Below are 14,480 nucleotides of genomic sequence, written 5' to 3' on the forward strand. Positions count from 1 at the left end.
TTCCGGCACGTCCCGCGGGGCCGCTAGGCCAACGCGCGCCGGGCAACCGCCGGTTCGCGCGTGCCTTGGATGGTGGCCACCATGTCGAGCACCTGCCGCGTCTCGCGCACCTGGTGCACGCGGTACAGCCGGGCGCCGAGCCACGCGGACACCGCGGTCGTGGCCAGCGTGCCCAGCAGCCGCTCGTTGACCGGTGCGTCGAGCGTCTCGCCGACGAAGTCCTTGTTGGACAGCGACACCAGCACCGGCCAGCCGGTCGCGGCCATCTCGCCGAGCCGCCGGGTGGCCTCCAGCGAGTGCCGGGAGTTCTTCCCGAAGTCGTGCCCCGGGTCGATGACGATCGCGTCCCGGCGCACGCCGAGTGCGAGCGCGCGTTCGGCGAGGCCGACCGTGACGTCCAGGATGTCGGCCATGACGTCGTCGTAGCCGATCCGGTGCGGGCGGGTGCGCGGCCGGGCCCGGCCCGCGTGCGTGCACACGATGCCGACGCCGTAGCGGGCGGCGACCTCGGCGAGCTTGGGGTCGACCCCGCCCCACGCGTCGTTGAGCAGGTCCGCACCCGCCTCGCACACCGCCTCGCCGACCTCGTGGCGCCAGGTGTCGACGCTGATCACGACGTCCGGGTGGCGGCGGCGCACCTCGGCGACGAAGGACACGGTGCGGCGCATCTCCTCGGCGGCGTCCACCTCGGCGCCCGGCCCGGCCTTCACGCCGCCGATGTCGACGATGCCCGCGCCTTCCGCGACCGCGCGGTCCACGGCTTCCAACGCGGGGCGGTCGTCGAACGTCGCGCCCTTGTCGAAGAAGGAGTCGGGCGTGCGGTTCACGATCGCCATGATCACGTGCTCGTCGTCGCCGAATTCGCGTCGTCCCAGCCGCAGCGTCGCCACCGGCATCCTCCAGGTCGTGGTTTCCGGGCAGCCCGTGGTTTCGAGCGGTTCGTACGCCGCCGGGCGGACATCCCCACCCCAGATCGTGGCACGATCGTCCCGGGTACGGCCGACAGGGGGCTCGTACACGCGGTGCCGACAAGGGGAGTGTCCGTGTTCTGGATCCAGCTGGTCGTGGTGACCGCGGTGGTCTTCGTGGTCGCCGCCGTCGTGCTCGGCGCGGGCGGCTCGCTGCCCGACGCCTACCAGGACCGCCCGGACCTGTCGTGGACCCCGGACAAGCCGCTGACCGTCGAGGACGTCGACCGGGTGCGGTTCCCCGTCGTGCTGCGCGGCTACCGGATGAGCGAGGTGGACTACACCCTCGACCGGCTGAGCGCGGAACTCTCCGCCCGGGACGCCCGGATCATGGACCTGGAGTACCGGCTGGCCGGGGTGGTGCCGGCGGGGGTGGCCGGGGCCGCGGTGGCGGTCGGCGCGGCCGTGGGGGCGGCCGGGTACGCCGGCACCGCCCCGGTGGGGCTGGAGAAGCAGGCGCCGGAGGCGGCCGGACGGCCCGAGGCGGCCGACGAGATCGGTGTGGACGCTGCGGAGACCGTGGGGGCTGCGGAGGCCGTGGAGGCCGTGGCGGCGTCGGAGGGCGCCGGGACGCCGGGCGGTGCGGCCGAGCCGCAGGCCGCCCCCGAGGACCCGTCCGCCGAGGCGCAGGACGCCGCACCGCAGGCCGCCGCGGCGCCGAAGGACGAGGAGCAGGCGTGACGGTTCCCGGCGGGGTCGTGGTCGGCGAGGACGGGCTCGCGCGCTGTCCGTGGGGGCTGAGCACCGAGGACTACGTCGCGTACCACGACGAGGAATGGGGCGTGCCCGTCCACGGCGACGACGCGCTGTTCGAGCGACTGTGCCTGGAGGCGTTCCAGTCCGGTCTGTCGTGGATCACGATCCTGCGGCGCCGGGAGGGCTTCCGGACGGCCTTTGCCGGGTTCCGGATCGACAAGGTCGCCGCGTTCGACGAGACGGACGTGGCGCGGCTGCTGGCCGACCCGGGGATCATCCGCAATCGGGCCAAGATCGAGGCGTGCATCGCCAACGCCAAGGTCACGCAGGGCCTCGCCAACGGCGGCCTCGACACGCTCATCTGGTCCCACGCGCCCAAGCGCCGCGGCAAGGCGCCGCGGACCGTCGCCGACGTGCCCGCGGTCACCGACGAGTCGACGGCGCTCGCCAAGGACCTGCGCAAGCGCGGGTTCAAGTTCGTCGGGCCGACGACGGCGTACGCGATGATGCAGGCCTGCGGGCTGGTGGACGACCACCTCAAGGCGTGCCACGCGCGGCGGATCTGACCGTCCGCCGCTTCCGGCTTAGCGGCCGGCCCGGGCGGAGGTCCCGGACCGGCCCGCGGCTCACTTGCCGGTGAACTCCGGCTTGCCCTTCGCGAGGAAGGCGTCGACCGCGATCCGGTGGTCGGCGGAGCGGCCGGCCTTCAGCTGGAGTTCGTCCTCCTTGGCGAGGGTCTCCACGATCGAGTGGTCGGCGCCGTAGGCCAGGGCTTCCTTGATCGCGCCGTACGCGACCGTCGGACCCGCGGCCAGCTTGGCGGCCAGCGCACCTGCCTCGGCGGCCACGTCGGCGGCCGGGACGACCCGGGTGGCCAGGCCCAGCTCCAGCGCCCGGGCTGCCGGGATGGTCTCCGGCAGCATGAGCAGCTCGGTGGCGCGGGCATGGCCCACCAAGCGCGGCAGCGTCCAGGACGCGCCCGAGTCGGCGGTCAGCGCGACGCCCGCGAAGGCCAGGTTGAAGCCCGCGGTGTCGGCGACGACGCGGAAGTCGCACGCGAACGCGATGGCCGCGCCGGCGCCCGCCGCGACCCCGTTGACCGCCGCGACGACCGGCTTCTGCATCGTGGCCAGCGCGGTGACCAGCGGGTTGTAGTGCTCCTTGACGGTCGCGAAGGTGACCTCGGGGCTGACGTCCAACAGCTCGATGTGCTGCTTGAGGTCCTGGCCGACGCAGAACGCCCGGCCGGTGCCGGTGAGCACGACCGCGCGCACGTCCGGGTCGTCCGCGGCGCGCAGCACGGCGTCGCGCAGCGCCACCTTCGTGTCGGTGTCGAGGGCGTTCATCGCGCCGGCCCGGTTGATCGTGATCGTCGCGACCCCGTCGGCGGCGGCGTAGAGCACGTTGTCGGCGGTCTCGGGGGTCTCGGTCGCGGAGGACTTCTCGGCCACGCGGATCTCCTGGTACGTGAGGGCGGCAGGGCGGGTGCGCGGGCGCATCCGGTGGGTTCAGCATGCCGGACGGCCTCCGCCGCGCCGTCGCGGCCCCCGGGCCTCGGCGGGTGCCGCACAGGTCGGAACACCCGGTGCGGGGACGGCGGATGGACCGCTCGAACCGGCCTGCGAGAGGCGCGCGGGCGGCAGTCCCTGACCGATGTTGCTCATGCCGCCGCCGAATGCGGGATAATGGCTCCTGATCAATGCGCTCGAAGACCGGTTGCCGGTTGTGCAGCCGGTGTGTCGATATGTGCGGGAAGGGGAACGAGCATGGCGGCCATGAAGCCGCGGACGGGCGACGGCCCGCTCGAGGTGACCAAGGAAGGGCGGGGCATCGTCATGCGCGTTCCGCTTGAGGGCGGAGGGCGGCTCGTGGTCGAGCTGACCCCCGACGAGGCGGGTGCGCTCAGCGAGGCGCTGGCGAACGCCACGGGCGCGAAGGCCTGACCTCGGATCGAGCCGCTGCGGCGGCTCGGCCCGTGCCGCCCTCGGCGGCGTCACGATGAGCAGCGGCCCCGGCCGGTATGTGTTCAGGGAGTTTTCCCGCGATCGGAAGATCCGGGACGCATCCGTGAGAACGTACCGCCCGGGGCCGTCGCATGCCCGAAAACGGCTGCCGGGCGGCCCTCGGGGGTTCCGATGCGGCTCCGGTGCGGATCAGGAGCGGGGCCGGATGCGGGGTCAGGTGCGCTTGACCGCGCAGAGCAGGCCGTCGCCGACCGGGAGCAGCGTCGGGACGAACGCGTCGTTCTCGCGGACGCTGCGCAGCACGTCGCGGACCGCGGTGGTCTCCGGGTCGCGGTGGGCGGGGTCGGCGACCCGGTCGTGCCACAGCGCGTTGTCGAAGCAGACGACGCCGCCGGGGCGCAGCAGGCGGATGGCTTCCGCGAGGTAGTCGCCGTACTCGGCCTTGGAGCCGTCGGCGAAGACGAGGTCGTAGCCGCCGTCGGCGAGCCGCGGCAGCACGTCGAGGGCGCGGCCCGGGATGAAGCGGGCGCGGCCGCCGGAGAATCCGGCTTCGGCGTAGGTCTCCTTGGCGATGCGCTGGTGGTCCGGCTCCAGGTCGACCGTGGTGAGGACGCCGTCCGGGCGCATGCCGCGCAGCAGGTAGACGCCGGATACGCCGGTCCCGGTGCCGATCTCCGCGACCGCGCGGGCGTCCGTCGCGGCGGCGAGGAACGACAGTGCGGCGCCGCCGCCGGGGCTGATCGGCGTCACGCCCACCTCGCGGGCGCGGTGGCGGGCTTGCACGAGGATCGCGTCCTCGCCGCCGTACGCCTCCGCGAAGTCCCAGCTCGCCTGGCGGTTGCTGGAAATGGCTCCTCCTCACGTCGGGACGCCGATGGGCCGCTACTGATCGTCAGCAATCGTCGGAAATCCTCGGAACCGGACCGTCGCGGGACGGGACGACCGGATGCGGCAAGAGTAGTAGAGCCCGGCGCACGCCACCGTGGCGAGCCACACCCCCACCCGCATCCCCGCCGGCCCCGGGGGTCACACCCGGTGGGCCGGGGACGCCCGCGGGCGGCCGAGGGGGCCGGGAACCTGGGGGCGGGGCGGGTCGTTGGCCCTTGTGGAACAGGAAAAACGCAGGTTCGCATGGGAGAAGGAGCGCCGGGCGCACTTATCCGGGCTTAACAGGCAGGTTGTCTATGGTGGTTGCGCTACTCGAAAGAGGAGGTGTGGCAATGGACGGCAGTCGCGAGGATCAGACCGTTTCTCGCGCCGCTGCGCCGATGCCGAATCCCGTGGCCGACGCCGCAAACGCAATCACCGAACGCCCGACCGCCCCCGCATCCGCCGCCACCGCGGCAGGCACGGGGGATTTCGCGCAGCCAGGCACCGAGAAGGGCACGATCGCCCGCCCCGGTGCGGATGCGTGGACACCGCCGTCGTGGGAGGACATCGTCCGCACCCACTCGGCGCGCGTCTATCGCCTCGCCTACCGCCTGAGCGGGAACCCGCACGACGCGGACGACATCACGCAAGAGGTGTTCGTCCGGGTCTTCCGTTCGCTGTCGAGCTACACGCCCGGCACGTTCGAGGGTTGGCTGCACCGGATCACCACGAACCTGTTCCTCGACATGGTGCGCCGTCGTCAGCGCATACGGTTCGAAGGCTTCGCCGAGGACGCCGCCGAGCGGATCCCCGGGCGCGAGTCCTCGCCCGCCCAGCTGTACGACGACACGCACTTCGATGCGGACATCCAGCAGGCGCTCGACGCGCTCGCCCCGGAGTTCCGTGCCGCGGTCGTCTTGTGCGACATCGAGGGCCTGTCGTACGAGGAGATCGCCACCACGCTCGGTGTGAAACTCGGGACCGTCCGTAGCCGCATCCATCGCGGCAGGTCCCAGCTCCGGGCGGCGCTGCGGCACCGTGCCCCCCGGACTTCCGCGGACCGCGAGGAGACCCCGGGGTGGGTATCGGTGCAGAGATGAGGGCACCGTGAACGTTGGTTCGCACGCCGGGGTGGCGTGTCCGGCCGAGGCTGGAGGCGCAGAACGGTGAACCACCCCGAGGACAAGCTCGCGGCATACGTCGACGGCGAGCTTGGACACGAGGCCAGGGAGAAGGTGCTGGCCCACTTGGCGCAGTGCGCCGAGTGCCGGGCCGAGGCCGAGGAGCAGCGGCGCGTCAAAGCGCTGCTCGCGACCAGTGCCCGCCCGGAGCCCTCCGGCGACCTGATGGCCCGTTTGCTCGCGCTGGGTGCCGGCGATGCCGCCGGCGGCCCGGGTGGCGGGGGAGAAGAGGCCGCCCCTCCTCGCGTCGCGGGGGCCGTCCCGCCCCCTTCGCAGTTCCAGAACCGGGCCCCGGGTTTCGCACGGCCGCGCGGCGGAAGTTCGGGCCCGCGCGCCGGACGGCCGACGACGGCGCCGAGACGCGTCAGGCCCCCGGTCAGCAAGCGGCGGCTCACGTTCGCCGCGGCAGGGGCGTTCTCGATGATGGCGATGGCGCTGGGCAGTGCGGTGATCCCGGGTAGCCCCGGCAGCGGCTCGTCCGGCCGCCCGGCGGGGCCGGTGGTCGAACGCAACCTCGTCGAGCAGGCCGCCACGGTGGCGGGGCTGCCGAGCCCGGGCGCCAGGCCGGACGCGTTCCCGGCCACACTGGCCGCTCCGGTGGGCCGCACGCTGGCGATGGCGGCGGCGACGGAGTCGGAGCACGCGCGGCACTGAGCCGCGCTCCCGGAGCGAGTAGCACCAAGCGGAAAAGACGAAGCGGGTACCGGCCGGGCCGGTGCCCGCGACTGACGTGTGCGGACGTTTGCGGCGCGCGGGTCCCGATGGGCGCGGCGCGGTCTCCGGGGTGTGTCGGCCTGTGCGGCAGAGCGTCTCCGCACGCGTGGGCTGTCGGGCTCCCGCACGTCATCCGACCGGACGTGTCCGGCTGCGGCATTCGGCCGACGCGTTCGGTCGCCCTCGGCCGGCGGCTCGGTTGCGGCCGCGGGCTGCGGAATTCCGGGCGGGGAGCGGGCGCGGGGCCGTAGCGTGCGGCTTCGGGCGAAATCCGGTGGTGCGGATCGCCTGCGGTGCGGCTGGGGCGATCCACGGAACATCGCCGCTTCGCGCGGCGACCCCGATCTGCGTATTGCCCGCGGGCCGGGGACACTTGTGCTCGGTGTGTGGCGTGGTGGACGGGGCCGGCGCGGTCGGCCCGGCCGGCTGGTCCGAGGCGGGTGCGTCCTCGGCGGTGACGGAAGGCGCAGGATGAGCGACGAGGTCGGCGGCACGGCAGGCGGTCCCGAGGACCGCGGCGAGGACGCGCCGGACGGTGCGTGGGGCTTTCCGCACCCGGCCGGGCAGCCGACGGTGCCGCCGAACGCCGGGCCGCCGTACGCGCAGCCGGGCCCGCCGCCCCCGCCGGTGAATCCGGCGAACCCGGCCGGCGCGGCGCCGCCGCCGTACGGCCACCACCCCTATGGCCACACGATGTACGGCGCCCCCGCGACCGTCGCCGAGCCGCCGCGTGCACCCTTCCGGCTGACCTGGCGGATCGCCGCCGGCCTCGGCCTCGTCGCGCTGGCGGCCGGGGCCGCGGGCGGCGGTCTGGGCGCGTGGTGGGCGGACCGCGACGAGCGGTCGGTGACGCTCCACCAGCCCGCCGCGTCGGGGCCGCCGCGGGCGCGCGACTCGGTGGCGGGGCTGGCCGCGGGCACGCTCCCGGGCGTCGTCTACATCCACGCGTCGAAGGGCGGCAAGCAGGCCACCGGCACCGGCTTCGTGCTGGACAAGGGCGGCGACATCCTCACGAACAACCACGTGGTGGCGGACGCGGCCGACGGCGGCACGATCCGCGTGGTGTTCAACGGCGGCGAGCAGGTCGAGGCGAAGGTCGTCGGCCGGGACACCGGGTACGACCTCGCGGTGATCCGGGTGACGGGCGTGCAGGGCCTCGCGCCGCTGCCGCTGGGCAACTCGGACACCGCGCAGGTGGGCGACCCGGTGATCGCGATCGGTGCGCCGTACAACCTCGAAGGCACCGTCACGTCGGGGATCATCAGCGCGAAGGACCGGGCGGTGAGTGCGGGGGGTTCGGGGGACGACGTCTCGTACATCAGCGCGCTGCAGACCGATGCGCCGATCAACCCGGGCAACTCCGGCGGGCCGCTGATCGACGCGTCGGGCCGGGTGATCGGGGTGAACTCGGCGATCCGGTCGGCGGACAGCGCGGACCCGTTCGGCGGCGAGTCGGGCGCGGGCAGCATCGGCCTGGCGTTCGCGATCCCGATCAACCAGGCGAAGCGGGTCGCGCAGCAGCTGATCGACAACGGCAAGGCCGTGCACCCGGTGATGGGGGTGTCCCTGGACACCGGCTACGACGGTCCGGGCGCGCGGGTCGTCGACAAGTCCTCGAAGGGCGCCCCGGTGCGCTCGGGCGGGCCCGCGGACAAGGCGGGCATCAAGCCCGGCGACGTGGTGATCGCGATCGACGGGAAGAAGGTCGCCGGCGCCGAGGAGCTGATCGTCGCGGTGCGCACCAAGGCGCCGGGCGACACGGTGACGCTGACCGTGCAGCGCGAGGGCAAGGAGCTGCAGCTGCCGGTGAAGCTGGAGGGCGAGGGCGGCAGCTGAGTCGCCGGACCGCGGCGGGCCGCCCTCGGCCCCCGCGGCATGACCGGGGTATGACGTCGGCATGACGGCGGGGTCACATCTTCGGGTGAAACAGGCATTTCGGTCGACCTTTGGGTGGTTTGATCGAGGGGGACGGTGCCGGTCGCCGGGATCGGCAGTTACTGTGGTTGGGGTCCGGTCGGCCGACCGGGGGCCCTTGCCGCGCAGCGTGGAGTCCAGGTGTTCGACGTCGGTCCATTGGAGATGGTCGCGCTCGTCGTGCTGGCGGTCGTCATTTTCGGCCCGGACAAGCTGCCCAAGATGGTGGCCGAGGCGGCCCGGACGATCCGCAAGTTCCGCGAGTTCTCCAACAGCGCACGCGAGGACCTGCAGAAGGAACTGGGTCCGGAGTTCCAGAACATCAAGTTCGAGGACCTCAACCCGAAGACCTTCGTGCGCAAGAACCTGATGGGCGACGACGACGCGTTCGGCCTGAAGGAACTCGGCCAGATGGGCACCGACCTGTCGAAGGACCTGCGGTTCGACCCCAACACCGACGTCGGCACGGGCACCGCGGCGAAGCCCAGCGCCATCTCGATGGAGAAGAACACCGCGCGGGTCCAGCCGGGCGAGCGCCCGCCATTCGACCTCGACGCCACCTGAGCCGCGGCCCCGTGCCCGATGCCCTGGGTCGACCGCATCGGCCACCTGGGCGACGGAGCCACCGGTATTCCCCCGATAATGCGCATGCGACCCGCCCGAACGGCGGGTCGTAGGCGATTGCCGCGCCTGCACGGGGGCTGAGGCCGTACCGTGCCAGAGCGGGACCTGTGCCGAGTGTCACCTGCGGCGGTGGGTCCCCAGCGGCCACGGCGCTCCATGGAGATGGCAGGTATGGACACGCAAGGCATGGACACGATGAGCCACGCGGGGGTCGACGGCGTGGCGGTGCGGAACCCGACCGGCGGCGGAGGTGCCGCGATCGCGGCACCGGCTGCGGGTGCGTCCGCCGCGGACGACACGGACGCGGAGCGCGGGCCGTCGCTGCTGGAGCAGTACCTCACCGCGGACTTCCCCTGGTACGGCCTCGACGCCGGCTGGGACGGCAGACGCTGGCTCGCCTCGGTGTGCGCGGGGCGCGAGGGCCTGGAGTACGGCACCCTCGGGCACGGTGACGCGCCGAGCCGCCGACCCGGCGTCCCGACGCCGCGCAAGTTCGTATCGGTGGTCACCGTCCCGCAGCGGGACCGCCGCCGGAGCGGCGACGGCGCGGGCATGCTCGAGGCCACGTCGATGGCGAGCGCGGCCTCGGTCGCGGGCGTCGCGCTGCTGGGCGACAGCTGGCCGTGGGACCTGGAACGCGAACTGCGCCAGGAGTGGATGGACCAGCAGACCCACCTGGCGTGGGAACTCGCCGACAACCTCGAGGGCGACGGCTGGACCGGGCTCGCCATCCCGGTCAACGGCGTCCCCAACCGGTTCCGCTACCGCGAGTCGGAGTACGGCTGGGTGCTGGCGGGGCAGGCGGCCGGGGTGTACCTCGGGCTGTACGGGCGAGGCGTGAGCGCGTACGGGCTCGGGTTGGCGTTGCTGCCGGACCTGAAGGCGTACGAGGGCTGAGATGGTCGCTTGAGGCTGCTTCTGCTGCTTCTGCTGCTTCCGCTGCTTCGGCGCGGAGGGATCCCGCGCCGGACACCGGTGGCGGCCGTCGGCGTGCGGCCGACGGCGACGGCGGCGAGGCGGCATCATGGTCGGGTGATTTGGCTGCCGCCGGAGGAATACGTCCGCACCCTGCCGAACGCCACGATGTACGGCGCGCTCTACTTCACCGACGAGGACGGAAACCCCTTGGGGCTGCAGTCCGTTCGTTCGGCGGAGTCGTGGCAGCTGCCGGGCGGGAACGTCGAGCACGAGGACGCGTCGCCGTTCGTGACGGCGGTCCGCGAGTGCCGGGAGGAGACCGGCATCGTCTTCACGGGTGAACCGGCGCTCCTGCTCACCCACTTCCGCGCGGCGGACGCGGCGTGGCCGTGCGACAAGGTGGGGTTCGTCTTCGACGGCGGCATCCTCACCCCGGACGCCCTCGACGGCATCGTCTTGGACCCTTCCGAACACGGGACCTGGCGGGTGGCGACCCTCGCGGAGTGGGAGGCGATGGCCAGTGCCCGCGTCTTCCGCCGGATCCGGGCCCTCGCGGAGGCCCGGAGCAGGGGAGCGGCGGGGTTCGTGCTGGAGCCGCGCGGCTGACGCCGCTGCGCTCACCCCAGGTAGGGCGTTCCGGAACCGGCCGCGTAGTGGTCGATGCGCAGCCGTTGCGTCGGATGCATCGGCAACGCGTCGAGCTGCGCCGCGTCCACGAACGCGACGTCCGTCGACTCGCCCGACACCGCGAGCCGCCCGCCCACGGCGCGCGCCGTGAAGCACACCGCGAACTGTTGGCGCACCTCCCCGTCGGCATACGCGATCACGTGCTTCGGGTCGCTGAAGATCCCCACCAGCCCGGTGACTTCGACGTCGAGCCCGGTCTCCTCCCGGACTTCCCGCACCGCGCACCCGACCAGCGACTCCCCCAGCTCCATCCCCCCACCCGGCAGAGCCCAGTTCCCGGAGTCCCCCCGCCGCACGAGCAGCACCCGCCCGGCATCGTCGGCGACCACCGTGGAGGCGGCCACGACAAGGGAATTGGGCTGGGGAGCGGCGGGATCGTCGTAGTAGTCGATGCGCGGCATACGGCCACGGTACGTATGTGGCCCGGAAACGGAACTGCGCGCCGCGGTGGTCCGCGGCGCGCAGTCGGTGGGGTCCTGTCCTCGGCCCCGTGGAGTCCGGGTCAGAACTTGCGCCGCGGGGTCAGCCCCAGCTGCATGCCGGAGAGGCCGCGCTGGCGGTTGCCGAGCTTCGTGGCGATCGCGTTGAGGGCCGCGGCGGCAGGGGAGTCCGGGGCGTCCAGGACGACCGGGGTGCCGGTGTCGCCGCCTTCGCGGAGGCGGGTGTCGATGGGGATCTGGCCGAGCAGCGGAACCTTGGTGCCGGTGGCCTGGGAGAGGCCGTCCGCCACGCGCTGTCCGCCGCCGCTGCCGAAGACGTCGAGGATGTGGTCGTCGCAGTGCGGGCACGGCAGCCCGGACATGTTCTCGATGACGCCCGCGACGGTCTGGCGGGTCTCCACGGCGATCGTGCCCGCGCGTTCGGCGACCTCGGCGGCGGCCTGCTGCGGGGTGGTGACCACGAGGATCTCGGCGTTCGGAACCAGCTGGGCGACCGAGATGGCGATGTCGCCGGTGCCCGGCGGCAGGTCCATGAGCAGGACGTCGAGGTCGCCCCAGAACACGTCCGCCAGGAACTGCTGGAGCGCCCGGTGCAGCATCGGCCCGCGCCACACCACCGGGGTGTTGCCCGGGGTGAACATGCCGATCGAGATGACCTTCACGCCCTGTGCGGCGGGCGGCATGATCATGTTCTCGACCTGGGTCGGACGGCCGTCCACGCCGAGCATGCGCGGCACCGAGTGGCCGTAGATGTCCGCGTCCACGACGCCGACCTTCAGGCCCTGCGCGGCCATCGCCGCGGCCAGGTTGACGGTGACCGAGGACTTGCCGACGCCGCCCTTGCCGGACGCCACCGCGTAGACCCGGGTCAGCGACCCCGGCTGGGCGAACGGCACCTCGCGCTCGGCCTGGCCGCCGCGCAGGTGCGTCGCGAGTTCCTTGCGCTGCGCGTCGCTCATGACGTCCAGCTCGACCGCGACGGACGTCACACCCGCGACCGCCGCGACCGCGTCGCGGACCCGCGTGGTGATGGTGTCGCGCATGGGGCAGCCGGCCACGGTGAGGTACACCGCGACGTCGACGCGCCCGTCGGCGGCGATGCCGACGGATTTGACCATGCCGAGCTCGGTGATGGGCTTGCCGATCTCGGGGTCGTTGACGGTCGCCAGGGCGTCCCGGACGTCGTCTTCCGAGACCGAGGTGGCCGTGCCGCCGGATTCCAGGGTTGCCATACGAATGAGCTTACGTGCCCGCGGAAGTACCCCGGCGTGGAGGTTGCCCGCCGTCGTCCGGACCGCCGCCCGAGCCGGTGCCGGAGCCGCCGCCGGAACCCGGGCCCGAGCCGGACCCCGGCTCGCCCCCGGACAGCACCGAGTCCGTCTCCCGCCGCTCGTCCAGCTCCTTGACCAGCGCCTGCAGCTCCGAGCGCAGGAAGTCGCGGGTCGCCACCTCGCCCAGCGCGATGCGCAGCGACGCCACCTCGCGGGTCAGGTACTCGGTGTCCGCGATGTTGCGTTCGTTGCGGGCCCGGTCCTGTTCGAGGTTGACGCGGTCCCGGTCGTCCTGCCGGTTCTGCGCGAGCAGGATCAGCGGCGCCGCGTACGACGCCTGCAGCGACAGCGCCAGGGTCAGGAAGATGAACGGGTACTCGTCGAAGCGCAGCGACGCCGGGACGACCACGTTCCAGCCGATCCACGCCACGACCGTGGCCGTCATGTAGACGAGGAACCGCCCCGTCCCGAGGAACCGTGCGATGCGTTCCGACATCCGGCCGAACGACTCCGGGTCGTACTCCGGGAACGGGCTCAGCCGCCGCCGCGGCAGGCTCGGCTGGTCCAGCCGGGGCCGGCGCCGCCGGTCGTCGGTCGCGGTGCTCTGCGGGTCACGGGGCACGGCGTCGCCCCCTCGGCGGAATCGCGAGGACCGCACCCGCCGCGCCCACTCCGGCCGGCTCGCCGTCCACGGCGCCCTCGCGCCAGTCCTCCGGCAGCAGGTGGTCGAGCACGTCGTCGACGGTGACCGCGCCGAGCAGGTGGTCGTCCTCGTCCACGACGGGCGCGGCGACCATGTTGTACGCGGCCAGGAAGCTCGTCACGTCGGCCAGCGCCGTGTCCGGGCGCAGCGGCTGCAGGTCGGTGTCCACGACCGCGCCGACCAGCGTGAACGGGGGATCGCGGAGCAGCCGCTGGAAGTGCACGGTGCCCAGGTACTTCCCGGTCGGCGTCTCGGTCGGCGGCCGGCACACGTACACCTGGCTGGCCAGCGCGGGCGACAGGTCCGGGTTGCGGACCAGCGCGAGGGCCTCGGCGATCGTCGCGTCCGGCTCCAGCACGATCGGCTCGGTGGTCATCATGCCGCCCGCGGTGTCGTCGGAGTACGTGAGCAGGCGCCGCACGTCCTCCGCTTCGTCGGGCTCCATCAGGTCCAGCAGCCGCTCGGCGGTCTCCTCCGGCAGCTCGGAGATCAGGTCCGCGGCGTCGTCCGGGTCCATCGCCTCCAGGACGTCCGCGGCGCGCTCCTCGCGCAGTTGGCCGAGGATCTCGACCTGGTCGTCCTCGGGAAGCTCCTCGAGGACGTCGGCGAGACGGTCGTCGTCCAGCGCCGCGGCCACCTCGACACGGCGCTTCGCGGACAGGTTGTGCAGCACGTTCGCCAGGTCCGCGGGGCGCAGCTGCTCGAAGGTGGCCAGGAGGTTCGCGGCGCCCTGCTGCTCCTCGGGGCGTTCGAAGCCGGTGACGGCGTTCCAGTCGACGGTCAGCGTCTCGCCGCGGCGGCGGCGCAGCGCGGAACCGCTGCCGCCCTTCTGCACGAACAGCTTGCTCACGTACCAGTCGCGTCCGCGGCCGGTGCTCATCGCGACGTCGAGGACGGTCACCTGCTCGCCGGTCTCGACCAGCGTCACCCGCCGGTCGAGCATGTCGCCCAGGACGAGGGTCTCGGTCGGCCGCTGCTCGAAGCGCCGCATGTTGACCAGGCCGGTGGTGATGACCTCGCCGGTCTCCACGCTGGTCACCCGGGTCATCGGCACGAAGATGCGGCGGCGGGTGGTGACCTCGACGACCAGCCCGAGGACGCGCGGGGGCTGGGCGGCGGTGCGCAGCGCCACGACCACGTCGCGGAGCCGTCCCACCTGGTCGCCGACCGGGTCGAAGACCGCGGCGGCGGACAGGTGCGAGATGAACACCCGGCTCGGCGTCGCACTCATGCCGCTCCCTTCGACGTGGTCTCCGCTGCGTCCGGGCCCGGAGGGGAGCGGCCCCGCCGCGCGCCGGACGGCGCCGACATCCCCGGATACCCCTCCGTGCGGCCGCGCACTCCCCACCGCGGTCCGCCCCGACGCCACAGTAGCGCCCGGCGGGGCCGCGCGATCTTCGGGCGGCGGCGGAACGTCCCTGCGCTTCGGGGCGGCCTCGGGCCCTGCGCAAGCCCGGATGCGCGGGGCCGGGGGCCCGCGACCGGCCCGGAGTTTGTACGCTGCCGGGTGACCCGACCGACACCCGCCCC

Annotated in this window: 16 protein-coding genes; 9 read left to right on the forward strand and 7 right to left on the reverse strand. The window is 73.3% G+C overall.

The features are described from left to right. Positions 1–23 precede the first annotated feature (23 nt). Positions 24–896, reverse strand: coding sequence for a dihydropteroate synthase (gene folP / locus ACPA54_RS09420; RefSeq protein WP_423528217.1), 873 nt, complete (start codon positions 894–896; stop codon positions 24–26). 147 nt (positions 897–1,043) lie between these two features. Between folP and ACPA54_RS09425 the strand changes: the two genes are divergently transcribed. Both ACPA54_RS09425 and ACPA54_RS09430 read left to right on the forward strand, forming a co-directional pair. Next, positions 1,044–1,649, forward strand: a complete 606-nt coding sequence (locus ACPA54_RS09425; protein ID WP_423528218.1) for a DivIVA domain-containing protein — start codon at positions 1,044–1,046, stop codon at positions 1,647–1,649. Then, complete coding sequence (locus ACPA54_RS09430; RefSeq protein ID WP_423528219.1) at positions 1,646–2,230, forward strand: DNA-3-methyladenine glycosylase I; 585 nt, start codon at positions 1,646–1,648, stop codon at positions 2,228–2,230. The genes ACPA54_RS09425 and ACPA54_RS09430 overlap by 4 nt, the downstream gene beginning before the upstream one ends. Positions 2,231–2,290: 60 nt before the next feature. Here the strand turns inward: ACPA54_RS09430 and ACPA54_RS09435 are convergent, their stop codons facing one another. Then, a complete protein-coding gene (locus ACPA54_RS09435; protein WP_345675953.1) occupies positions 2,291–3,115 on the reverse strand; it encodes an enoyl-CoA hydratase-related protein in 825 nt (274 codons plus the stop codon). A 315-nt stretch (positions 3,116–3,430) separates the two neighbouring features. On the opposite strand from ACPA54_RS09435, the gene ACPA54_RS09440 reads away from it, so the two are divergent. Continuing rightward, positions 3,431–3,607, forward strand: a complete 177-nt coding sequence (locus ACPA54_RS09440) for a DUF3117 domain-containing protein (RefSeq protein ID WP_235057699.1) — start codon at positions 3,431–3,433, stop codon at positions 3,605–3,607. Positions 3,608–3,841: 234 nt separating this feature from the next. Here the strand turns inward: ACPA54_RS09440 and ACPA54_RS09445 are convergent, their stop codons facing one another. Beyond that, on the reverse strand, positions 3,842–4,477 hold the full coding sequence (locus ACPA54_RS09445) for an O-methyltransferase (protein ID WP_345676045.1): 636 nt from the start codon (positions 4,475–4,477) through the stop codon (positions 3,842–3,844). A gap of 371 nt (positions 4,478–4,848) precedes the next feature. On the opposite strand from ACPA54_RS09445, the gene sigE reads away from it, so the two are divergent. The 6 genes from sigE (at position 4,849) to ACPA54_RS09475 (ending at position 10,455) form a co-directional block, all read left to right on the forward strand. Further along, positions 4,849–5,598: an RNA polymerase sigma factor SigE gene (sigE, locus tag ACPA54_RS09450; RefSeq protein WP_423528220.1), complete on the forward strand. Its 750-nt coding sequence runs from the start codon at positions 4,849–4,851 to the stop codon at positions 5,596–5,598. A gap of 66 nt (positions 5,599–5,664) precedes the next feature. Further along, positions 5,665–6,333, forward strand: a complete 669-nt coding sequence (locus ACPA54_RS09455; RefSeq protein WP_423528221.1) for an anti-sigma factor family protein — start codon at positions 5,665–5,667, stop codon at positions 6,331–6,333. 531 nt (positions 6,334–6,864) lie between these two features. Beyond that, positions 6,865–8,229 (forward strand): S1C family serine protease, encoded by a 1,365-nt coding sequence (locus ACPA54_RS09460; protein WP_423528222.1) that lies wholly within the window; start codon positions 6,865–6,867, stop codon positions 8,227–8,229. Positions 8,230–8,448: 219 nt separating this feature from the next. Continuing rightward, a complete protein-coding gene (locus tag ACPA54_RS09465; protein ID WP_423528223.1) occupies positions 8,449–8,871 on the forward strand; it encodes a sec-independent translocase in 423 nt (140 codons plus the stop codon). Between the two features lie 231 nt (positions 8,872–9,102). Then, on the forward strand, positions 9,103–9,828 hold the full coding sequence (locus tag ACPA54_RS09470) for a hypothetical protein (RefSeq protein WP_423528224.1): 726 nt from the start codon (positions 9,103–9,105) through the stop codon (positions 9,826–9,828). A 135-nt stretch (positions 9,829–9,963) separates the two neighbouring features. Next, entirely contained in the window at positions 9,964–10,455 is a 492-nt protein-coding gene (locus ACPA54_RS09475; RefSeq protein ID WP_423528225.1) for an NUDIX domain-containing protein, read from the forward strand. 11 nt (positions 10,456–10,466) lie between these two features. Here the strand turns inward: ACPA54_RS09475 and ACPA54_RS09480 are convergent, their stop codons facing one another. The 4 genes from ACPA54_RS09480 to ACPA54_RS09495 form a co-directional block, all read right to left on the reverse strand. After that, positions 10,467–10,937, reverse strand: a complete 471-nt coding sequence (locus tag ACPA54_RS09480) for an NUDIX domain-containing protein (protein ID WP_423528226.1) — start codon at positions 10,935–10,937, stop codon at positions 10,467–10,469. A gap of 101 nt (positions 10,938–11,038) precedes the next feature. Then, on the reverse strand, positions 11,039–12,208 hold the full coding sequence (locus ACPA54_RS09485; RefSeq protein ID WP_423528227.1) for an Mrp/NBP35 family ATP-binding protein: 1,170 nt from the start codon (positions 12,206–12,208) through the stop codon (positions 11,039–11,041). Between the two features lie 10 nt (positions 12,209–12,218). After that, the gene (locus ACPA54_RS09490) at positions 12,219–12,869 is read right to left on the reverse strand and encodes a DUF1003 domain-containing protein (protein ID WP_423528228.1); all 651 of its coding nucleotides are present in this window, start codon (positions 12,867–12,869) and stop codon (positions 12,219–12,221) included. Then, complete coding sequence (locus ACPA54_RS09495; protein ID WP_423528229.1) at positions 12,859–14,181, reverse strand: magnesium transporter MgtE N-terminal domain-containing protein; 1,323 nt, start codon at positions 14,179–14,181, stop codon at positions 12,859–12,861. Before ACPA54_RS09495 ends, ACPA54_RS09490 begins: the two co-directional genes overlap by 11 nt. Positions 14,182–14,480: the final 299 nt, after the last annotated feature.

The organism is Uniformispora flossi, assembly GCF_049534875.1.
Lineage (GTDB): Bacteria > Actinomycetota > Actinomycetes > Streptomycetales > Streptomycetaceae > Yinghuangia > Yinghuangia aomiensis.

What these genes read in the sequence shown, in the direction of transcription:
- ACPA54_RS09440 (WP_235057699.1), top strand. Translation starts at nt 3,431, where the DNA reads ATGGCGGCCATGAAGCCGCGGACGGGCGACGGCCCGCTCGAGGTGACC.
- sigE (WP_423528220.1), top strand. Translation starts at nt 4,849, where the DNA reads ATGGACGGCAGTCGCGAGGATCAGACCGTTTCTCGCGCCGCTGCGCCG.
- ACPA54_RS09470 (WP_423528224.1), top strand. Translation starts at nt 9,103, where the DNA reads ATGGACACGCAAGGCATGGACACGATGAGCCACGCGGGGGTCGACGGC.
- folP (WP_423528217.1), bottom strand. Translation starts at nt 896, where the DNA reads ATGCCGGTGGCGACGCTGCGGCTGGGACGACGCGAATTCGGCGACGAC.
- ACPA54_RS09460 (WP_423528222.1), top strand. Translation starts at nt 6,865, where the DNA reads ATGAGCGACGAGGTCGGCGGCACGGCAGGCGGTCCCGAGGACCGCGGC.
- ACPA54_RS09480 (WP_423528226.1), bottom strand. Translation starts at nt 10,937, where the DNA reads ATGCCGCGCATCGACTACTACGACGATCCCGCCGCTCCCCAGCCCAAT.
- ACPA54_RS09495 (WP_423528229.1), bottom strand. Translation starts at nt 14,181, where the DNA reads ATGAGTGCGACGCCGAGCCGGGTGTTCATCTCGCACCTGTCCGCCGCC.
- ACPA54_RS09485 (WP_423528227.1), bottom strand. Translation starts at nt 12,208, where the DNA reads ATGGCAACCCTGGAATCCGGCGGCACGGCCACCTCGGTCTCGGAAGAC.